The organism is Winogradskyella epiphytica, from assembly GCF_003217215.1.
In the GTDB taxonomy this organism is placed as follows: Bacteria; Bacteroidota; Bacteroidia; order Flavobacteriales; family Flavobacteriaceae; genus Winogradskyella; species Winogradskyella epiphytica.
This window is the reverse complement of record NZ_QJTD01000003.1, coordinates 120,529-142,983: the sequence shown is the minus strand read 5'-3', so window position 1 is coordinate 142,983 and position 22,455 is coordinate 120,529. Positions and strand designations below refer to the sequence as shown.

General features: G+C 34.5%; 18 protein-coding genes. 17 read left to right on the top strand and 1 reads right to left on the bottom strand.

Translation table 11 applies throughout. The annotated features are described in order from the left end of the window. The first annotated feature begins 59 nt into the window (after positions 1-59). From DFQ11_RS09550 to DFQ11_RS09540, 3 genes are all read left to right on the top strand, one after another. Complete coding sequence (locus tag DFQ11_RS09550; RefSeq protein WP_110475662.1) at positions 60-1,127, top strand: DUF3810 domain-containing protein; 1,068 nt, start codon at positions 60-62, stop codon at positions 1,125-1,127. Positions 1,128-1,236: 109 nt separating this feature from the next. Then, positions 1,237-4,209: an amidohydrolase family protein gene (locus DFQ11_RS09545; protein WP_229791274.1), complete on the top strand. Its 2,973-nt coding sequence runs from the start codon at positions 1,237-1,239 to the stop codon at positions 4,207-4,209. Between the two features lie 12 nt (positions 4,210-4,221). Further along, positions 4,222-5,532, top strand: coding sequence for an amidohydrolase family protein (locus DFQ11_RS09540; protein WP_110475660.1), 1,311 nt, complete (start codon positions 4,222-4,224; stop codon positions 5,530-5,532). 63 nt (positions 5,533-5,595) lie between these two features. Here DFQ11_RS09540 and DFQ11_RS09535 read toward each other — a convergent pair whose 3' ends face one another. Continuing rightward, positions 5,596-6,591: a hypothetical protein gene (locus DFQ11_RS09535; RefSeq protein ID WP_110475659.1), complete on the bottom strand. Its 996-nt coding sequence runs from the start codon at positions 6,589-6,591 to the stop codon at positions 5,596-5,598. 178 nt (positions 6,592-6,769) lie between these two features. Between DFQ11_RS09535 and DFQ11_RS09530 the strand changes: the two genes are divergently transcribed. The 14 genes from DFQ11_RS09530 (at position 6,770) to DFQ11_RS09465 (ending at position 22,427) form a co-directional block, all read left to right on the top strand. Further along, a complete protein-coding gene (locus tag DFQ11_RS09530; RefSeq protein ID WP_110475658.1) occupies positions 6,770-7,567 on the top strand; it encodes a TrmH family RNA methyltransferase in 798 nt (265 codons plus the stop codon). A 74-nt stretch (positions 7,568-7,641) separates the two neighbouring features. Continuing rightward, the gene (locus DFQ11_RS09525) at positions 7,642-8,874 is read left to right on the top strand and encodes a M48 family metallopeptidase (protein ID WP_110475657.1); all 1,233 of its coding nucleotides are present in this window, start codon (positions 7,642-7,644) and stop codon (positions 8,872-8,874) included. A 65-nt stretch (positions 8,875-8,939) separates the two neighbouring features. Further along, the gene (locus DFQ11_RS09520) at positions 8,940-9,659 is read left to right on the top strand and encodes a 3-ketoacyl-ACP reductase (protein ID WP_110475656.1); all 720 of its coding nucleotides are present in this window, start codon (positions 8,940-8,942) and stop codon (positions 9,657-9,659) included. 234 nt (positions 9,660-9,893) lie between these two features. Beyond that, positions 9,894-10,340 carry an SET domain-containing protein gene (locus DFQ11_RS09515; RefSeq protein ID WP_229791273.1) on the top strand — a complete coding sequence of 149 codons (447 nt, stop codon included), beginning with the start codon at positions 9,894-9,896 and terminating at the stop codon, positions 10,338-10,340. Between the two features lie 36 nt (positions 10,341-10,376). Next, entirely contained in the window at positions 10,377-10,730 is a 354-nt protein-coding gene (locus DFQ11_RS09510; RefSeq protein WP_110475655.1) for an SdpI family protein, read from the top strand. Between the two features lie 131 nt (positions 10,731-10,861). Continuing rightward, positions 10,862-13,069 (top strand): RelA/SpoT family protein, encoded by a 2,208-nt coding sequence (locus DFQ11_RS09505; RefSeq protein ID WP_110475654.1) that lies wholly within the window; start codon positions 10,862-10,864, stop codon positions 13,067-13,069. Between the two features lie 190 nt (positions 13,070-13,259). Next, positions 13,260-13,712, top strand: a complete 453-nt coding sequence (locus DFQ11_RS09500) for a Fur family transcriptional regulator (protein WP_110475653.1) — start codon at positions 13,260-13,262, stop codon at positions 13,710-13,712. Positions 13,713-13,724: 12 nt separating this feature from the next. After that, complete coding sequence (locus DFQ11_RS09495) at positions 13,725-15,005, top strand: adenylosuccinate synthase (protein WP_110475652.1); 1,281 nt, start codon at positions 13,725-13,727, stop codon at positions 15,003-15,005. 88 nt (positions 15,006-15,093) lie between these two features. Next, positions 15,094-16,890, top strand: coding sequence for an OstA-like protein (locus DFQ11_RS09490; protein WP_308425347.1), 1,797 nt, complete (start codon positions 15,094-15,096; stop codon positions 16,888-16,890). Beyond that, entirely contained in the window at positions 16,891-18,066 is a 1,176-nt protein-coding gene (locus DFQ11_RS09485; RefSeq protein WP_110475650.1) for an aspartate aminotransferase family protein, read from the top strand. It begins immediately after the preceding gene. A gap of 159 nt (positions 18,067-18,225) precedes the next feature. Further along, a complete protein-coding gene (locus DFQ11_RS09480; RefSeq protein WP_110475649.1) occupies positions 18,226-19,632 on the top strand; it encodes a tetratricopeptide repeat protein in 1,407 nt (468 codons plus the stop codon). Between the two features lie 37 nt (positions 19,633-19,669). Continuing rightward, positions 19,670-20,677: a DUF368 domain-containing protein gene (locus tag DFQ11_RS09475; protein ID WP_110475648.1), complete on the top strand. Its 1,008-nt coding sequence runs from the start codon at positions 19,670-19,672 to the stop codon at positions 20,675-20,677. Next, positions 20,678-21,697, top strand: a complete 1,020-nt coding sequence (locus DFQ11_RS09470) for a DUF368 domain-containing protein (protein WP_110475647.1) — start codon at positions 20,678-20,680, stop codon at positions 21,695-21,697. Continuing rightward, positions 21,666-22,427, top strand: a complete 762-nt coding sequence (locus DFQ11_RS09465) for a shikimate dehydrogenase family protein (protein WP_110475646.1) — start codon at positions 21,666-21,668, stop codon at positions 22,425-22,427. Before DFQ11_RS09470 ends, DFQ11_RS09465 begins: the two co-directional genes overlap by 32 nt. The last annotated feature ends 28 nt before the right edge of the window (positions 22,428-22,455 follow it).

The window sequence follows — 22,455 nt, the reverse complement described above, 5'->3', positions numbered from 1 at the left end:
TCTAGACCCTTTACATGAAATATCATATTTCAATCCAATCTTTTTCCTATTTTTGAATCATGCGCAAAAACAAAAAACTAGCTTTAGTTATTTTCTTCGGAATTCAAATTATTTTGATTTCCATCTTAAAGCATTATCCCGAATTTGTTGAACAATTCTACAGTAACGGACTTTATGTTTTTCTTTCAAAACTGATGCGCTACGCCTTTGGTTGGATTCCTTTTTCGATGGGTGATATTCTTTACACTTTAGCTGGTATTTATATCATAAGGTGGCTACTTATTAATAGAAAACGCATTCTTAAAGACACTTTAAATTGGCTATTAGATATTGGAGCCACTTTATCCATTGCCTATTTCGCTTTTCACATACTTTGGGCTTTTAATTATTATAGACTACCACTTAATCAGTCTTTAAATATTGATGCCGATTATACTTCTGAACAATTAGTTTCATTTACTAAAAAATTAATTCAAAAATCGAATAGCCTTCATAAGGAATTAGCTAAAAATGACACATTGAAAGTCGATATGCCATATTCAAAAGCTGAGATTATTGATAAAGTCAAAGATGGTTATGAAGCACTATCAGAAACGTATCCACATTTAAAATATAAACCTAGTAGTATCAAAAAATCGATTTATTCTATACCACTTACTTATATGGGCTTTTCGGGTTACTTAAACCCCTTTACAAATGAAGCTCAGGTTGATGGGATGATTCCCACCTACAAATTTCCAACCACAGCTTCTCACGAAGCGGCGCATCAGTTAGGTTATGCCGCAGAAAATGAAGCCAATTTCATAGGAAGTTTGGCTGCAATTCACAATAAAGATATCTACTTCAAATATTCCGGTTATACTTTCGCTCTACAACATTGTCTAGCTGAAATTTTCAGAAGAGACCCTAATGTATATAATGCTATAGTTCTTACCGTGAATAAAGGTATTTTGAAAAACTACCAAGAGGTACGCGATTTTTGGGTCTCTTACGAAAACCCAATAGAACCACTTTTTGCATCAACCTTTGACAATTTTCTAAAAGCTAATAATCAATCGGCTGGAATGAGAAGCTATAGTTACGTTGTAGCTTTATTGGTCAATTATTACGACAACCAACCTTTGTAAGACTAATTTTCTCAAGATTAGGCTAGTCATAAATGTTAAAATACCCGTATAAATTTTCCTATAAACTTAAATTCTTATCTTTAAAACTCTAACCTAACTAATAAATTTTATGATTAAAGTACATCTACGGCTGCTCATGCTCATGTGCAGTTTTTCTTTATTTGCACAAGATTACTTCCCGAGTAATTCTGGAGTTATAGCAAATAATTCAAATTTCACAGCATTCACAAATGCAACGATTCATGTATCACCAACCGAAGTTATTAATAACGGAACACTCCTCATTAAAGATGGAAAAGTGGTCAGTGTTGGCAAGTCAGTAAAAATCCCAAAGAACACTACCCAAGTCGATCTTTCTGGAAAAACAATCTACCCTTCATTTATAGATTTATACACTTCTTTCGGTGTTGAAAAACCAAAACGTGGTGGCGATGGTCCTCAGTACGGTCCAAGCAGAAGTGGTTACTATTGGAATGATCACGTCATGCCAGAACAAGATGTGATGAATGCCTTTAAATACGATGCGAAAACCGCTTCGGAAATGCACAAACTTGGTTTTGGCGTTGTTAATACACATATGCCAGATGGAATTGTTCGTGGTACAGGAGCTTTAATAGCATTGAATAATAATGCTGATAATGCGATGCGTATTGTTGATGGTAGAACTTCTCAACATTTATCATTTAGAAAAAGTGTAACATCCAGACAATCTTATCCGTCTTCAATTATGGGAAGTATGGCATTATTGCGCCAAATGTACCATGATGCTGAGTGGTATGCTGCAGGAAATGTTGACACTAAAGATTTATCACTTGAAGCTTTAAATAGAAACAAGAACTTACTTCAAATTTTTGAAGCTGGAAGCAGAGCGAATTTGATGAGAGCTGATAAAGTTGGAGATGCTTTTAATATTCAATATACTATTGTTGGAGGTGGTGATGAATATGAGCGTATTAACGAAATTAAAGCAACGAATGCCACGGTAATTTTACCATTGAATTTTCAATTGGCCTATGATGTGGAAAACCCATTCTTAGCAAGCACACTTTCTTTAAGTGATATGCGAGCTTGGAATCAGGAACCTCACAACCCAAGATTATTAGCAGAAAACGGTGTGAAATTCGCCTTGACGACTCACGGTTTAAAGTCGACAAAAACATTTTCATCTAATTTAATGAAAGCTATTGAAAGTGGACTTTCAAAACAAAAAGCTTTAGAAGCTTTAACCACAGTGCCGGCTTCCTTATTAGGAAAATCTGATGTATTAGGAACGTTAAAAGCAGGAAGCTATGCTAACTTCTTAATTACAGACGGAGACATTTTCGAAAAGAAAACAAAACTTTATGAAAACTGGGTTCAAGGAACACCTCATGTAATTGAAGATTTAAACACCAAAGATATTGATGGTGACTACGAATTTAAATTAGCTGGTGACGATTATAAATTAAGCATTACAGGAAGCACAAGCAAGCCTAAGGCAAAATTAGAAAGCAATGACAAGTCTTTAGGTTCAAAAATCAACTATTCAGAAGATTGGTTAAACCTGACATTTAAAACTGCCGATAGCACTAAAAAAGAATTCATAAGAGTTGTTGCTAATACCACTAAAAATAATGCTTTAAGTGGAAAAGCAATTTTACCAAATGGGAACGAGGTGACTTTCCATGCTAATAAAACCACCAAAGAAGACTCAGATAAAAAAGGTTCTAAAAAGAAAGATAACGAGGAGTCAGAAACTCCTTTTATGAGTCCTATCACCTATCCTAACTTAGCTTATGGATTTACTGAAAAGCCAAAAGCTGAAACTATTTTATTCAAAAACGCAACGGTTTGGACTAATGAAGAAGATGGTGTTTTAGAAAATACAGATGTCTTAATTAAAGATGGAAAGATTTCAAAAATAGGTAAAGATCTTTCAAGCAGAAATGCTAAAGTTATCGATGCTACAGGAAAACATATTACCGCAGGTATCATAGACGAGCATTCTCATATAGCGGCGTCTTCAGTTAATGAAGGTGGTCATAATTCTTCAGCAGAAGTAACCATTGAAGACGTATTAAACGATGAAGCCATAGACATTTACCGCAACCTTGCAGGAGGTGTTACTTCTATTCAGATTTTACATGGATCTGCCAACCCAATTGGCGGTCGTTCTGCGATTATTAAGTTAAAATGGGGAGAGTCAGCCGATAATTTAATTTATGATAATTCGCCTAAGTTTATCAAGTTCGCTTTAGGTGAAAACGTAAAGCAATCACGTAGCAGAAGTAATTCGCGCTTCCCACAATCGCGAATGGGTGTTGAGCAAGTTTTTATCGATTACTTCAGTAGAGCAAAAGCTTATGACGAATTGAAGAAAAGCGGAAAACCCTATAGAAAAGACATCGAAATGGAAACGCTTGCAGAGATTCTTAATAAAGAACGTTTCATTTCTTGTCATTCATACGTGCAAAGTGAAATTAATATGTTGATGAAAGTTGCAGATCAATTCGACTTTAATATTAATACATTCACTCATATTCTTGAAGGTTACAAAGTAGCTGACAAAATGAAAGAACATGGTGTTGGTGGCTCAACTTTTAGTGATTGGTGGGCTTACAAATACGAGGTTAATGATGCTATTCCTTATAATGCTGCGATTATGCATAATGCTGGAATTGTAACAGCTATTAATAGTGATGATGCAGAAATGTCGCGACGTCTAAATCAAGAAGCGGCAAAATCTGTTAAATACGGTGGCGTTAGTGAAGAAGATGCTTGGAAATTTGTGACTTTAAATCCTGCTAAACTTTTACATCTTGATGATAGAGTTGGAAGTTTAAAAGTTGGAAAAGATGCCGATGTTGTACTATGGTCAGATCACCCATTATCAGTTTATGCTAAAGCTGAAAAGACTTTAATTGAAGGTGTAACTTACTTCGATTTAGAACGCGATCAGCAAATGCGCGAAGCGATTAGAAAGGAAAAAAGTGAACTTATCAACTTAATGCTTCAGGAGAAAAACAAAGGCATGAAGACGCAACCGATAAAGAAAAAAGAAGACAAAGTATTGCATTGCGACTCTATGGATGCTCACAACTAAAAACATTAAAAAATGAAAAACTTAAATAAATTTAATACCCTTTTGTTTTTGCTGTGTATCACTTTAGGATTCGCACAACAAACACCAGGCGCTAAGCAAAGAAAGGATTTTGCGATTGTTGGAGCAACCGCTCACATTGGAAATGGAACTGTTATTGAAAATAGTATAATTGTAGTAAGTAATGGGAAAATCACAACGATTGGACCAGAAGCTTCTACTCCTCAGACTCGTCAAACCATGGATATAATTGACGCTAAAGGCAAACATGTGTATCCAGGATTTATAGTCGCTAACGGAACTTTAGGTTTGGTTGAAGTAGATGCTGTAAAAGCCTCTGATGACTTATCTGAACTTGGTACTTTCAATCCGCATATTAGAAGTATTATCGCTTATAATACGGAATCGAAAGTCATTGAATCGATGCGACCAAATGGCGTACTACTGGGACAGGTAGTTCCTAGAGGCGGACGAATTTCAGGAACTTCTTCTGTAGTACAATATGATGCTTGGAATTGGGAAGATGCTGCTATTAAAATGGATAACGGAATTCATATCAATTGGCCGAGTAGTTTTAGTCGTGGTCGTTGGTGGTTAGGTGAAGATCCAGGATTAAAACCAAATAAAGATTACGCTAAACAAGTCAAAGAACTTTCAGATTATTTCACAGAAGCTAAAAGCTACAATAATGGAGATAAAAAAGAAGGTCACTTACCTTTTGATGCCATGTCTGGTTTATTTGATGGCTCAAAACATTTATACATTAATGTAGATGACGAAAAAGGAATTACTGATGCTGTAAATTTTGCAAAGTCTCAAGGGGTTTCAAAACTAACTATCGTTGGAGCTTATCAAGCAGGAAATCTTACTGGCTTTTTAAAGCAAAATGAGGTATCTGTATTTTTAAGACGCGTACATTCTCGACCAGAATTGGAAGATGATGATTACGACTACACATTCAAGCAAGCTAAAAAATTAGTTGATGCTGGAATTTTAGTGGCTTTAGAGCCAAGCGGACAAATGGAAAGAATGAACTCTCGTAACCTGCCATTCTACGCAGGGACAACAGCGGCTTATGGTTTAACCAAAGAACAGGCGTTACAACTTATCACACAGAATCCGGCGAAAATTATGGGAATTGATGATATGTATGGAACTCTTGAAGTTGGTAAAAGTGCGACATTGTTTATTAGTGAAGGTGATGCTTTAGATATGCGAACCAATCAACTATTAGAAGCTTTTATTGATGGCAGACAATTAAGTTTAGAAACGCACCAAACGACACTTTGGAAACGTTATTCTAAAAAGTATAATAGCCAAAATTAATAATATAAGAGGTCGTCCAAATTATATTTAGACGACCTCTTACTTATTTGGCTTATTTATAAATTAAAATACAAGTCCTAATAAAAGGTCTGTATAGGCATTAGAATTATTTATAACGCCTGGATTTGGACTATTTTGTATTTCTAGCTCCCAAATTCTTGAATTTTCTTGAGTATTATTGATATACGTACCATTACTCAAAACAAGTAAACGATCTCCGCAATTATTATAAGCTAGGTTTACAGATTCAGGGTTAAACTCTATACTTGGTATAATTGTACTTTCCACTATAGCTCCACTACTAAAGTCCCAGTGCACAATAGAACGCGCTCCATTCTCCATTTTTGGCAAAAACAACCCACCTGTTTCAGGATCTATTTCAATGTCGCTATACATGGCATAACCAGCAGTGGTATTTACAGGAATAGCACTTAATAATGACCCTGTGGATGTAACTTCATAAAGTACTTGACCTACTAAGAACAATAAACTTCCCGAAATACTCGCTACACCATAAGCCTTATTACCAACGGTATCTTGATAGTATTCATTCGTACCAATAGCGCCACCTATTCGCACCGCAACTCCTGAGGCGGAAATGGTGCATAAAAAAATTCCTGATGTATCAAATTCTAAGGCATATAGTTGATTACCCAAATAGATTGGTGCGCTATAACTAGCTGCAGGACTTAATATAATTTCATCTAAAGTGCCTGGCGCTGCAACATACATTTTTTGACCACCATTAAATTCGTCTATAAAATAAAGTGTTTCATTAGTCCTGTCGAATGCAGGGCGATTACTATATAAATTACCTGTAATAATTAGACTCGATAATACTTGTAGTGAAGGATTAGCCAAATTAGCTGCTGTGTTTTTAATAAAATCCAACTGCCCTGTAGGATTGCCGAAATTTCCTTCTATTTGTAATCCATAAAAGTTGAAATCTAAACAAGGCTGTGGTGTAACGCCGCTATCATCAGAACAGTTATAAATAAACAATGTTAAGGTGATAAGAAAAACAGTTCTTTTTAAATTATTAAATGTGTTTGTTTTCATGATGTTAAAGTTTTGGTTTATACTAGTATATCAACTCAACTTTAAAATTGTTACCCTTTAATTTGAAAATAACTTTTGGAGCTATGAAATTATCAAGACAATAAAGAGAATGCATCGTTATTCTTTCATATTAGGTTAAATTTGCACAACTCAAAATACCCTTAATAAAAATGACATGATGGGAAAACTTATATCTAGCCCACAGAACCCGTTAATAAAACAACTTGTTTTACTCAAAGAAAAGTCGAGATCACGTAAAAAATCTGGACAATTTTTAGTTGAAGGTAAGCGCGAGTTGGCACTCGCTATTGAAGGTGGCTATAAAGTTGAAACCTTATTGTTTTTGCCTGAATTGTTTTCAGAATATGAAGCTGAAACCATTAGCCAAAACGGCATTGAAATTATTGAAATTTCAAAAGAGGTGTTTCAAAAATTAGCACATAGAGACACTACAGAAGGCGTAATTGCAGTAGTACAATCTAAGCATCATAGGCTTAATGATTTAAAATTTAAATCAAAAACCCCATTAATCCTAGTAGCCGAAGCTCCTGAAAAACCGGGCAATATTGGCGCATTACTTCGTACCGCAGATGCTGCAAATGTAGATGCTGTGATAATTGCTAATCCAAAATCAGATTTATATAATCCGAACATTATTCGTTCAAGTGTTGGTTGCGTGTTTACTACCGAAATTGCCATGGCAAGTAGTGATGAAGCGATAGCGTTTTTAAAAAACAACGACATCAATATTTTCTCTGCGATATTACAAGAATCAAAACCTTATCATACTCATGATTACACTTTAGCAACGGCTATTGTCGTTGGCACAGAAGCTACAGGATTAACTCAAGAATGGCGAGTTGCAGCAACACAAAACATAAGCATCCCAATGCAAGGAGTTATCGATTCTATGAATGTCTCTGTTGCAGCCGGAATTCTTATTTTTGAAGCGAAACGTCAACGAGATTTTAAATAAGAAATAAAAAACTCAAAAACCAATTTCCTATCGATACTTATTGGCTTTAGGAAGTTCAATTATTTATAATTTACATGACTGCACAAACCCTTTTTTATATCATCATAGCTATAATCATCATTAACTTTATAATTGATAAAGTTCTCGATGCTATAAACGCCAAACATTATAACGATCCAGTTCCTGAGGAATTAAAAGACGTGTACGATGATGCGGAATACAAAAAATCACAAGCTTATAAAGCCACCAATTATAAATTCGGGATTTGGACTTCCTTATTTTCAGTAGTCTTAACCCTTAGCTTTTTGTTCTTAGATGGTTTTGAATATGTCGATAATATAGCGCGAAGCTATTCGGATAACCCAATTATTATCGCATTGATTTTCTTTGGAATCATTATGATTGCCAGTGATATTATTACAACGCCATTCGGTTATTACAAAACCTTTGTGATTGAAGAACGCTTCGGGTTTAATAAAACAACTAAGAGGACTTTCATTTTAGATAAATTTAAAGGTCTACTTATGATGGTTATTCTAGGAGGTGGAATCATTGCTCTTATCGTTTGGTTTTATCAAGTTACAGGTAATCAATTCTGGTTATATGCTTGGGGAATTGTCACGGTCTTTACGGTGTTTATGAATATGTTTTATTCTAAACTTATCGTGCCACTATTCAACAAACAGACACCTTTAGAAGATGGTGAATTGCGTAACAAAATTTCAGCCTATGCTGAGTCGGTAGGTTTTAATCTTGAAAAAATATTCATTATTGATGGTTCAAAACGAAGCACAAAAGCCAACGCCTATTTTTCAGGATTTGGAAGTGAAAAGCGAGTGACACTTTATGACACCTTAGTTAATGATTTAGATGATGAAGAAATCGTTGCTGTGTTAGCACATGAAGTCGGCCATTATAAAAAGAAACATATCATTTTTAACCTGGTTACTTCCATCCTACTCACAGGATTGACGCTTTATATTTTATCCATATTTATTTCAAACCCATTATTATCGAATGCTATTGGAGTTGAAATCCCAAGTTTCCATGTCGGACTAATCGCCTTTGGAATGCTCTACGCTCCTATTTCAGAAATCACAGGATTAATAATGAATTATGTCTCTCGTGTTTTTGAATATCAAGCAGACGATTATGCTAAAAACACTTATAAAGCAGAACCTTTAATTTCATCATTAAAAAAATTATCTAAAAATAGCTTAAGCAATTTAACACCTCATAAAGCCTATGTGTTTATGCATTATTCACATCCTACTCTTTTGGAACGTGTCAGGAATTTAAAAAGATAAACCCGATAGGTTAATCGAGTAAACATTTCAATTATATACTCTTAATAAGAAGAAACATACATATTATGACAGATTTAAAAAATAGAAAAGCAATTATTACAGGAGGCGGAAGAGGCCTTGGAAAAGCAACTGCCATAGCTTTTGCAAAAGAAGGCATTGATGTTGCTATCACAGGTAGAAATGAAGAAGTTTTAAAAGAAACAGTTTTAGAATTAAAGGCGTTAGGTGTTAATGCTATTTATTCTGTTTTCGATGTAAGTAACTATGAAGAAGTTCAAAAAAGCATCAAAACAATTGTTGAAAATTTAGGATCTGTAGACATTTTAGTAAACAATGCAGGCATCGCAGCATTTGGAACGTTTAATGATATGGCAGTGAGTCAGTGGACTCAAATAATTCAAACTAATGTTATGGGAATGTATCACGTAACTAAAGAGGTTTTACCATATTTAATAGATCAAAACGAAGGTGATATTATAAACGTATCTTCCACTGCAGGATTAAATGGTAATGCTACTACTTCTGCATATTCTGCTTCTAAATTCGCCGTTATTGGAATGTCTGAATCATTAATGAAGGAAGTTCGTAAAAACAACATTAGAGTTTGTACGTTAACACCAAGTACTATAGCTTCGGATATGTCCGTAGAATTAGGTATTGCGACAAAAGATTCTGAAGATAGTGTTTTACAACCTGAGGATTTTGCAGAACTGATTGTTGCAGGCTTAAAATTACCTCGAAGAGCAATGCTGAAAAACGCATCATTATGGTCTACAAATCCATAATTTTTTAATCTTATTTTAATATAACAAAACCTGCATTATATGTGGGTTTTGTTGTCTAATAAATGGCTAGTTTTATAATAGCTTAATACATTTTAAAAATTTAAATTGCTAATTTTATAGAATCACTCAATACATTCACTTAGTTTCCGATGGAATTCATATTACATAATTTTAATTAGATTCAACATCTGCGTTCCAAAAAGTGAAACGTATTATAAATAAACCCGAATAGCTTTGAATAATATTTCTACAAATAACGATAGTTCTCAAACTGATAGTATTGAAGCTAAAGAGTCTGACTATTTATACATTCAATCGTCACAAATCAAAAATGCAGGTTTGGGATTATTTACAGCAATCGATATTTATAAAAACGAAATAATTTCTATATTTAAAGGAGAAATCATATCTAATCAAGAAGCTGAGCGAAGAGCGCTGCAAAACAATGATAAGTATTTTATTAATTTGTTAGATGGCAGTATTATGGACTCCATGCATACAGATTGCTTTGCAAAATACGCTAATGATGCTGAAGGCTTATCGCAAAGCGATTTCAAAAACAATGCAGAAATCACCTTAGACGAAAACGATCATGTTTGTATCAAAGCTTCAAGACCTATTAAAATTGGTGAAGAGATATTTTGTAGTTACGGAAAACGCTATTGGAAAAAACACAGTTGATTCTACAAGTTAAGACTTAAATAAAACTAAGTTCATATGCCTACAGATCATCCTTTATTAATTATACCGTTTTCGGTTGGCTTAATTTTTATTGTAGTTGGATTCATAATGTATAAGTTTCCGCCAAAGGAAATAAATGGGCTTTATGGCTACAGAACTTCAGCTTCCATGAAAAATCAAGAACGTTGGGATTTCGCTCAAGTGTATTCTTCGAAAGAAATGATGAAAATGGGCGGCTTACAATGTTTAGTAGGATTAATAGCTTTTGTTTACCAACCCTCTGAGAAAACAGGAACACTTATTGGGCTAGGTATAATGATATTGGTAACTATACTTTTATTTATAAAAGTTGAAAAGAAAATCAAATCAAAATTTTCTAAAAAGGATTAAACTACCACATTTTTTCACTACCTTTTTATTCTAAGTTCATCTATAAGTTTCGAACTTAATCATTATTATTGTTTTTAATATAGCTAATAAAAATCATTGTTCATTAACCACCTTTTTACTACATTAGTTCTATGACAGAAGCGGATATAGAGAAAGAAAATGCAGCGATTGCAAAAGCTTACAAAGAATTACTAAAAGTAAGCTACCAAACATTAAGTAAGGACGATAAGAAATTAATACGTCATGCTTTCGATGTGGCTGTTGATGCGCATAAAGATCAACGTCGAAAATCAGGCGAAGCCTATATCTTTCACCCTATTGCAGTGGCTCGAATTGTAGCACAAGAAATAGGAATGGATGCCACGTCTATTGCTGCTGCTTTACTACACGACGTGGTAGAAGACAATCCTGATTATACCATTGATGATATTGAACAGTTATTCGGAAAAACCGTTGCAAGAATCGTTGATGGACTAACTAAAATAGCATCGCTTAAAAAAGACATGGATGTGTCTTTACAAGCTGAGAATTTTAGAAAGATGCTTCTCACCTTAAACGATGATGTTAGAGTTATCATTATAAAAATTGCCGACCGTTTGCACAATATGCAGACCATGGACTCTATGCGTGATGATAAGCAGGTAAAAATTGCTTCGGAAACACTATACATTTACGCTCCTCTTGCCCATAGGATTGGACTTTACAATATAAAATCAGAACTCGAAGATTTAGGCTTAAAATATACCGAACCAGAAGTCTATAATGACATTCTGGAAAAAATGCAAGACAGTAAGGAAGACCAAGACCTGTATATCAAGGCATTTACGAAAGTTATTGAAGACTCCTTAATTAAAGAGGGACTTAACTACGAAATTAAAGGAAGGCCTAAGTCTATCTTCAGTATTAGGAGAAAAATGGTTAAGCAAGGGGTTTCTTTTGATGAAGTCTATGATAAATTTGCGGTTAGAATCATTTATAAGTCCGATTTAGCCAATGAGAAATTCTTGGCTTGGAAAATATATTCAATCGTTACCGATCACTTTACACCTAACCCTATCCGATTAAGAGATTGGATTTCCTCTCCTAAATCAACAGGATACGAAGCACTACACATTACCGTTGTTGGTCCAAAAAGCCGCTGGGTTGAAGTTCAGATAAGAAGTGAACGCATGAACGAAATTGCGGAAAAAGGTTATGCAGCACACTACAAATACAAAAATGCAGACGATAAGGATGATAGTTTAGACTTATGGATTAACCGACTGCAGGAAGCCTTAGAAAATCATGAAGCTGATGCTGTAGATTTCGTAGAACAATTTAAACTCAATTTATACTCCAAGGAAATATTTGTTTTCTCTCCAAAGGGAGATTTAAAATCACTGCCTAAAGGGGCTACACCACTAGATTTTGCATTCAGCATTCATACAGAAATTGGTTTAAAAACACGGGGAGCTAAAGTAAATGGAAAGTTAGTTCCACTGAGTCATGAGTTACAAAGTGGCGATCGTGTTGAAATTATAACTTCGGAAAATGCGAAACCAAATCCTAACTGGCTGGACTACGCGACCACAGCTCGAGCACGAAGTAAAATTAAATCGGCATTAAATGCTCATACCAAAGAAATAGCAGAAGAAGGAAAGGAAATTTTAAGAAGAAAGCTAAAACAGCTTAAAATCACCTTAAACGAGGCTTCAATTAATGAAATGGTGAGCTATTTCAAACTAAATACCTCCTTAGATTTATTTTATCGTGTCGGTATAGGAACTATAGATAATACCAAGTTGAAGTCTTTCGCGTCCTCTAGAAGTAATGCTTTTGTTAGTTATTTTAAAAACAAACTCTATAGGCCTACTACACCAAAGGACATAAATAAAGAAGAAATTACCACAAAATACGACATGTTGGTGTTTGGTAAGGAAGAGGAAAAACTCGACTATACCCTCGCAAACTGTTGTAATCCTATTCCAGGTGATAAGGTCTTCGGTTTTATCACGATTAATGACGGCATAAAAATTCACAAAAAGAATTGTCCTAATGCGGTTAGTCTTCAATCAAACTATGCCTATAGAATTTTACAAGCCAAATGGATAGATTCATCACAGCAAGTATTTACATCTCAGATCACCTTATCTGGTATAGATAATATGGGACTGGTAAACGACATTACTAGAATGATTTCCGATAGCATGCACGTAAATATGAAAAGCATCAGCTTTTCCAGTGATGATGGTATCTTCTCTGGAAAAATAACGGTTGAAGTTAAGAATCAAACCATGCTTAAAAAGCTAATGGATAGACTTAAACAAATTAGTGGCATTGAGAAGGTAACAAGAGTATAGCCTATACCCCATCGAATCCTTCGGGAACCAAAAGTATCTAATTCCTATAATTTATCCTTTATTATAGCAAAACTTCAGCCTATAATTTAAGCTTAATAAGCTTTAGGTTTAACGTAAAATTGGTCAATAATTTTTAGCATAATTTTATCATTCAATTGGTAATAATTTTGTGTAAATTTGTCGCTTAATTATGAATGCAACTACAGAAGAAAGTAACCAGGAAATAGTAAAGCGCGTCTTTACTCAATTCCTCGAAGATAAAGGTCATAGAAAAACACCTGAACGCTACGCTATACTTCAGGAAATTTATGATAGTCAAGAGCATTTTGATATTGAATCTTTATATATCAAAATGAAAAACAAGAACTATCGTGTAAGTAGAGCTACGCTTTATAATACTATTGAATTATTATTGGAATGTGCTTTAGTACGTAAGCACCAATTTGGGCAAAGTCAAGCGCATTATGAAAAATCATATTTCGATAAAAATCATGACCATGTCATTCTTACCGATACAGGTGAGGTTATAGAGTTCTGCGATCCTCGCATTCAATCGATTAAAAAAACCATCGAAGAGGTTTTTGATATTCAAATAACTAATCATTCACTATATTTTTACGGTAACCGTAAAAAAGACGACTAACTCAATATTAAAATGGCAGTAGATTTACTACTTGGATTACAATGGGGAGATGAAGGCAAAGGAAAAATTGTCGATGTATTCACCTCTAAATACGACATCATTGCACGCTTTCAAGGTGGACCAAATGCAGGACACACTTTAGTGTTTAATGGCAAAAAACATGTATTACATACGATACCATCTGGAATTTTTCATGAAGACAAGGTGAACCTTGTTGGTAACGGTGTGGTTATAGATCCTGTTATTTTCAAAAAAGAACTTGATAAGTTAGAGGAGCAAAATGTAGATTATAGAAAATCTTTATGTATTTCTCGTAAAGCTCATATCATTCTACCTACGCATCGCTTATTAGATGCGGCTAGTGAAGCTTCAAAAGGAAAAGCAAAAATTGGTTCTACTTTAAAAGGTATTGGTCCAACTTATATGGATAAAACGGGTAGAAACGGTATCCGTGTTGGTGATATTGAATTAGCCGATTGGAAAGACAAATACAGAGCTTTAGCAGATAAGCACGAATCTATGATTGAATTCTACAATGTAGACATTCAGTACAATTTAGATGAACTTGAAGCAGAGTTTTTCGAAGCTATCGATACTTTAAAAACATTAAAATTCATAGATTCTGAAGAATACATTTACCAAGCACAACAATCAGGTAAAACTATTTTAGCTGAAGGCGCTCAAGGTTCTTTGTTAGATATTGATTTTGGTACATATCCATTTGTTACGTCTTCTAACACAACGGCGGCAGGAGCTTGTACAGGTTTAGGAGTTGCACCAAATCAAATTGGTGAAGTATTCGGAATATTTAAAGCATATACCACTCGTGTAGGTTCAGGTCCATTCCCAACAGAATTATTTGATGAAGATGGTGAAACAATGGGACGTGTTGGTAACGAATTCGGAGCAACGACTGGTCGTTCAAGACGTTGTGGCTGGTTAGATTTAGTTGCTTTACGTTATGCTTGTCAAGTTAATGGTGTGACGCAATTAATTATGATGAAAGGCGATGTGCTTTCTGGTTTCAAAACCTTAAAAGTATGTACTGCTTATAAATATAAAGGTGAAACAATTACTCATTTACCTTATAATATTGAAGAGGAAAACGTAACACCTGTTTATACTGAACTTAAAGGTTGGGCTGCAGATTTAACTGGAATGACTGAAGCTTCAGAATTACCAGAAAATCTTAACGCATATATCGAATATTTAGAAAAAGAACTTAACCTACCTATTACAATTGTATCTGTAGGTCCTGATCGTAAACAAACTATTATTCGCAAGACGGTTTAGTTATATAAACTATAAGATTCTGTTAAAAATAGTAATAACGCAGACTAAAGCAATTGGATAAATGTTATTTTGTACAAAACATATTGCTTTGAAATCTATTAAGAATCTTATTTTTATTCTGTGCTTTACGGCATTTTATATAAGTTTTGCTCAGGAAAAACAAAAAATCACCATCGAATATGCAGGGATTGGCTATACCGATTCTGAAATTGAAGATGGTGCTAAAGTTTTTCTAAGAGATAAATCAAAACAGGTCCACTTTATCCATAAAGGGATTAATATGTGGTGTGATAAAGCCGTGTATTATGAAGATCAAGATTTTATAGAAGCCTATAGCAACGTAGTGATGAAGCAAGGCGACTCTATAAACATGGTTGCCAAGTACGTGGAATACAGTGGTAAAACACAGTTGGCCTTCGCAAGTGGCAATGTCGTCCTAACCGAACCACAATCAACATTAACAACCGATACACTTCATTTTGATAGAACAAAACAACAAGCTTACTATAATACTGGAGGTACTGTTGTAAGAGACTCATCGGGTACCATTACAAGTCAAATTGGTCGGTATTATATGAATGTGAGCAAATACCAATTTGTAAAAAATGTGGTTCTCGTTAATCCTCAATACACCTTAAAAACAGAGCGCTTAGATTTCTTCACTGAAAATGGCCACGCTTATCTTTTTGGTCCGTCAACAATTACCGGAGAAACGAGTAATGTGTATTGTGAAAGAGGTTTTTACGACACCAATAACAATACGGGGCATTTTCAACGAAATGCTAAAATCGATTATGACAATCGAACGGTTGAAGGTGATAGTTTATATTTTGACCGAAATAAAAGTTTTGCTTCGGCTACCAATAATATTACGGTTACAGATACCATTAATCAAAGTATCGTCAAAGGTCATTATGCCGAAGTTTGGCGAGCGAAAGATTCAGTCTTTATTACAAAACGCGCTTTAGCGATAACTGTACAAGAACGTGATTCTGTTTATGTACACGCAGACACATTAATGGTTACTGGCAAGCCTGAAAATCGTATTACAAGAGCTTATTACAATGCCAAATTATACAAAAGTGACTTGGCCGGAAAATCAGATTCTATTCACGTTGATCATAAAAATGGATTAACTCAACTGATTAATCTGAGTAGGTTTGATTCTACTGATGCTTTTGCCATTAAACGAAAACCTATACTTTGGAATATGGGCAACCAAATGACTGGTGATACCATTCATTTAATTTCTAATGTTAAAACGGAAAAACTCGACTCATTAAAAGTTTTCGATAATGCTTTTTTAGTCAGTAAAGACACGCTGAGTAACGATGGTTTTAATCAAATCAAAGGTCAGCGCTTAATAGGGCTATTCAGGGACAACGAACTCTATAATGTGGATATCATCAAGAATGCCGAAGTTATTTATTACTCGAGAAACGGAGAAAATGAATTAGTTGGCATTAACAAATCAAAATCTGGTAGCATCAATATTAAGATTGAAGAAAAAGCGATTGAGGAAATCAGACTTATTAATCAAATTGATGGAGAGTTATCGCCTGAGTCTAAATTCCCAAACAGCGCCAAACGCTTAAGAGGATTTGATTGGCGTGGCGATGAACGCCCTATGTCTGTTGAAGATTTATTTAAGGATGATGCTCCAATTACATTGCCCAAAATTAAAGGTTTAGACGATTATGTTCCACCCGAGGAATTTATTGATAAAAGTGTCACGGAACGAATAGAAGATGCCGGGAAAGCGACACCAAACAAACCTAATAAAGCGGCTCGAAATCTGCCTAAGCAAAATAATGTAGCGCCTTTAAATACCTCGACAAATACGATTAGTACTAAAAAAGAAGCGCCTAAAAAGAAAGATCAATAATTGAAAAACGATTTTTTTAAATACCAAGCACAAACAAGTCCACACCCCTTAGCCATGGAAGTTAGTCATGCCAAAGGCTCATATATTTATGATACCACAGGCAAAGCCTATCTTGATTTTGTAGCAGGTGTGTCGGCATGTAGTTTAGGACACTCTCATCCAAAAGTGGTTCAAGCTATAAAAAATCAAGTTGATCAATACCTACATGTGATGGTTTATGGCGAGTATATTCAACAACCGGCTATAGACTTAACAAAACTATTAGCTGAACATTTACCAACTCCTTTAGAGTCTACCTACTTGGTTAACTCTGGTACCGAAGCCATTGAAGGAAGTCTTAAGTTGGCGAGACGCTATACAGGTCGTTCAGAAATTATTGCAGCTAAAAGTGCTTATCATGGCAATACCATGGGTTCTTTGAGTCTTATGGATTACGATGAGAGGAAGACGCCTTTTCTCCCCTTAATTCCAGATGTAAAGCATATTGAATTTAATTCTGAACTTGATTTACTTCAAATTACCGACAATACAGCAGCAGTCATTTTAGAAACTATTCAAGGTGGCGCCGGTTTTATCGAGCCAACGAATGACTATTTACATAAAGTTCAATTGCGTTGTAATGAAGTTGGTGCTGTTTTTATTTTAGATGAAATCCAACCAGGAATTGGGAGAACTGGAAAACTATTCGGTTTTGAAAATTACAATTGTCAGCCCGATGTCGTCGTTACAGGAAAAGGTCTAGGAGGTGGTTTACCAATTGGAGCTTTTACAGCCTCAAAAGAAATGATGTCATCCTTAAGTGACAACCCTAAAATGGGACATATTACAACGTTTGGAGGAAATCCTGTTATAGCCGCCGCTGCTTTAGCAACGCTAAAAGAAGTTACTGAATCTAATTTAATGGCTGAAGCCTTAGAGAAGGAGCAATTATTCCGTAAACACCTTCAACATAAACATATTAAAGAGATACGAGGTAAAGGCTTAATGTTAGCCGCATTCACTGATAGTGCTGAGATGACCAATAAAGTGATTTTAGAAGCGCAGAATCAGGGCTTAATTCTATTTTGGCTCTTATTTGAGCAGAAAGCCATCCGAATAACGCCTCCTTTAACAATTTCTAACGAAGAGATTATTGAAGGTTGTCGTATAATCACCACTATTCTAGATACTATTTAATTTTAAGACTTCCCAAATAAAACACTCAGGGTCAGCAATTCACCTGATTTACATGAAGTTAAATTTCAATGTTAATTATTTTGTTAAAAACATTAAGTTAAAAAGCGATGTAGTGCAAAGTATAACTGTAATTTTATTTCGTGAACTATTAACTTATTTATGCAATACAGGCACGAAGACAAAAATTTATCACTAACTCGATTTGAATCCATGTTAAAGACCAATGATATATTGTTCTTTGATTCAAACGAATTCGAAAACATTATACACCACTACCTTGAAAATGGGAAAGTGGCCTTGTCTAAACGTGCGATTAAGTTAGGGTTAGAACAACACCCATCTTCTATTAATCTCAGATTATTTCAAGTTGAAATATTTGTAATAGAAAATAAGTTCGCCGAAGCCAATGAGCTTTTAGACGATCTTCATAATCTAGAGCCTAATAACGAAGAAATCTTTATACAGAAGGCCAATGTATTGTCTAAACAAGATGAACATCAAAAAGCAATTGACACCTTACTTATAGCCATAGACATATCTAATTCGCCCGAGGATGATGCCGACTTGTATGCTTTAGTAGGAATGGAGTATTTGTTTTTAGATCAGTTTGAAAACGCGATTAAATACTTCAAGAAGTGTTTAGAAAGCGACAATTCCGACTATTCTGCACTTCATAATATTGTGTATTGTTTTGATTACTTAAATCAAACCTCTGAGGCCATAGAGTATTTAAATAAATACTTAGACACTAATCCGTATTGCGAAATTGCTTGGCATCAACTAGGAAGGCAGTATTTTACACTAAAAGAATACGCGAAAGCTAATGCAGCCTTTGAGTTTGCTATCATCTCAGATGATACCTTTATTGGAGCCTATATTGAAAAAGGTAAGGTTTTAGAAAAGCTGAAGCAGTACGATGAAGCTATAGAAAACTATAAAATTACATTAGCTTTAGACGATCCCACGTCATTTGCGTTATTGCGATTAGGTCATTGTTATGCTAAAACAAATCAAGAAGAGTTAGCTATTCAATCTTTTAAAAAATGTATAGATGAAGACCCACTTCTCGATAAAGGCTGGATTGCGATCATTAAATTTTACATGAAGCGTCTTAATTATCAGAAAGCTTTATACTATGTAAATAAAGCCGTAGCTATAGACAGCGATAATGTGATATACTGGAAACTCTACGCCACAATCAATAAACGTTTAAATTTCCTTGAAGAGGCTGAACGCGGTTTTAAACGCGCATTAGAACTAGGGAATTACGAATTGGACACTTGGTTACAGCGAAGCGATATCCTAATTTCTTTAGGCGAATATGATGCCTCCATTTTCAATCTCCTTCAAGCGACCGAATTTTATCCGGAAAATGCAGAAGTTGAGTACCGATTAGCTGGACTTTATTTTACGATGCATCAATATGAAGAAGGACGTTTTCATCTTAAAAATGCGACGTATTTAAATATAGATTACAACTTCATAATAGCCGAATTGTTTCCTCAATTAGCTAATAAACCTTTGATTAAGGCGATAATTTCAGAGGCTAAAAAGACTTCCAAATAAAAAAAACCATACCTTAGCATCTCTTATTTTTTAAAGAATGCAAAGACGATTTTTAGATTATTTAGTCATCACCCTTAAAGGTGCTGCAATGGGTGCTGCTGATGCAGTTCCAGGTGTTTCAGGAGGTACAATTGCTTTTATATCGGGTATTTACGAAGAACTTATTACAACCATAAGTAATGTAAATCTATCTACTTTAAAGGTTCTAAAAAAAGAAGGATTTCCGGCTTTTTGGAAAAAAGTAAACGGTAACTTTATCCTTGCTTTACTCATTGGTATTATCATAAGCTTTGCCTCATTTATGAAGCTAGCTAAATACTTAATAGAACAACATCCCATATTAATTTGGTCCTTCTTTTTCGGACTCATTATAGCTAGCATCTATTTTGTTGCAAAGCAAATCACCAAATGGAATGCTGGAAGTATGGTAGCCTTAGTCGTGGGCAGCGTTCTTGCCTATTTTATCACCTCTTTACCATCAATGGCAAGTAATGATAATCCGTATTTTTTATTTTTCGCTGGAGCCATTGCTATTTGCGCAATGATATTGCCGGGAATTTCAGGCTCTTTTATTTTAGTAATTCTTGGAGCGTACAAAACGCTAAGTGATGCTATTGATAGTCTAGACCTTAAAAAAATTATCATTTTTGCTCTTGGAGCCGTTGTTGGACTTTTAAGCTTTTCTCGTGTTTTAAAATGGCTATTTAAAAACTATCACAATACAACATTAGCCGTGCTTACAGGATTTATTTTTGGATCATTAAACAAAATATGGCCTTGGAAAAAAACGGTTTCTGTTATGAGTGATTCCTCTGGAGAAATAATCCCATTTTCTAAATTAAGTGAATTGGGTACGCTTTCGGTTTATCAAAAAGAAATTCAAAATTTTGATAGCTATAAAACGGTTATCGAAAAAAGCATCTTACCCAACCACTTTTCAGAAATAAATGGACAATTAGATGCACAAATATTATTCGCAGTTGCGTTAATGATCGCTGGGTTTTCAATTATATTTATTTTAGAAAAAATAGGAAACAAAGCATAAATGCAAAGCACCAGAACATTTTCAGATAAGGTATTTTTGGTTCTAAAAGGACTAGGAATGGGAGCTGCTAATAAAGTTCCTGGTGTATCTGGTGGTGTTGTTGCCTTTGTTGCTGGTTTTTACGAAGAATTTATTTATTCATTACAACGGGTAAATAAAACCGCATTTAAACTTTTATTTAACGGTCGGTTTAAGAGTTTCTATCGCTATATCAATGGCAAATTTCTAAGCTTGCTATTCTTAGGAATGATAGTCAGTTATTTTAGTGTTTCTAAAATTTTGGACTACCTCATTGTCCATTACGAACTTTATGTTTGGAGTACTTTCTTTGGGATGATTTTGGGCTCCATTTATTATATCAGTAAGGATTTTGATGAATGGAATAAAACTACCGTTCTATCCTTAACTCTAGGTGCTTTAGTTGGTATTAGCATTAGTTTTTTAGACCCAGCAACGGAAAATGACAATTTGTGGTTTGTGTTCTTCTGTGGCATAATCAGTGTTTCAGGTATGACACTTCCTGGGTTTTCAGGCTCATTTATACTGATCCTCTTAGGAAATTACGTGTTACTTTTAGTAGATTCTGTCAACGCACTTTATGACTCTTTGGTTGATATAGTTAGTGGTGATTTTGAATTCATACATAATTCTGTGCGCATTCGAATGCTAAAGGTATTAGCCATATTTACTTTAGGATCGGTAACAGGTTTGGTCACCTTCTCGCATATTTTAAATTATATTTTAAAGCGCTATAAATTCATTACTCTTGCCACTATAATGGGATTTATTATTGGTTCTCTGGGCGTGGTTTGGCCATGGAAAGAAACAGTTTATAAAACAAATTCTGAAGGTTCACTTTTATTAGATTCAACCGGAAAACACATCATTGCCAATTACCAACGCTATTTGCCTGAATTCAATACTCAAACTTATATCGCAATTGCTTATATTGCTCTAGGAATTCTCATAGTTTTAGGATTAGAATGGTATGGAAAACACACAAGAAGAATCAAAGCTTAATTTTGGACTCGTAGGTAGGAATATCTCCTACTCTTTTTCAAGACGCTATTTTACGAATAAATTCCAAAATGAAAGTTTACCTTACGCTTACGTAAATTTCGATATACAATCCATAAATGATTTAAAAGAAATCGTTAATAGTACGCCTAATTTAAAAGGACTAAACGTTACAATTCCCTATAAAGAAGAGGTTATACCTTTGCTTAATAAATTGAATAAAAAAGCAAAAAAGATCGGTGCAGTGAACACTATTAAAATCACTAAGAACAAGAAGCTAAAAGGTTATAATACGGATTATTTTGGCTTTAAAAATTCATTAAAACCTTATTTAAAGTCTCACCATACACGTGCTTTAATTCTCGGAACTGGAGGAGCTTCAAAAGCTATTGCTTACGGGCTTCAAAGGTTGGGTATAGGCTTTGACTTCGTCTCTCGATCCAATAAAAAAGACATTAAATTTCTATACTCAGAATTAACAGAGGCCATCATATCAGAATATACCATTATTATAAATTGCACACCGATTGGTACATTTCCTAATGTTGATGCTTGCCCTGATTTACCATACAACGCGATAACTAAAGACCATATTCTCTTTGACCTAATTTACAATCCTGAACAAACCAAATTCTTAAAAAATGGTCATCAAAAAGGTGCAATCACTATTAATGGCGAAGAAATGCTAAGATTACAAGCCGAAAAAGCATGGAAAATTTGGAATAACGTATAAAACCCAAGCTCTGCGTTCATTTCCTTTG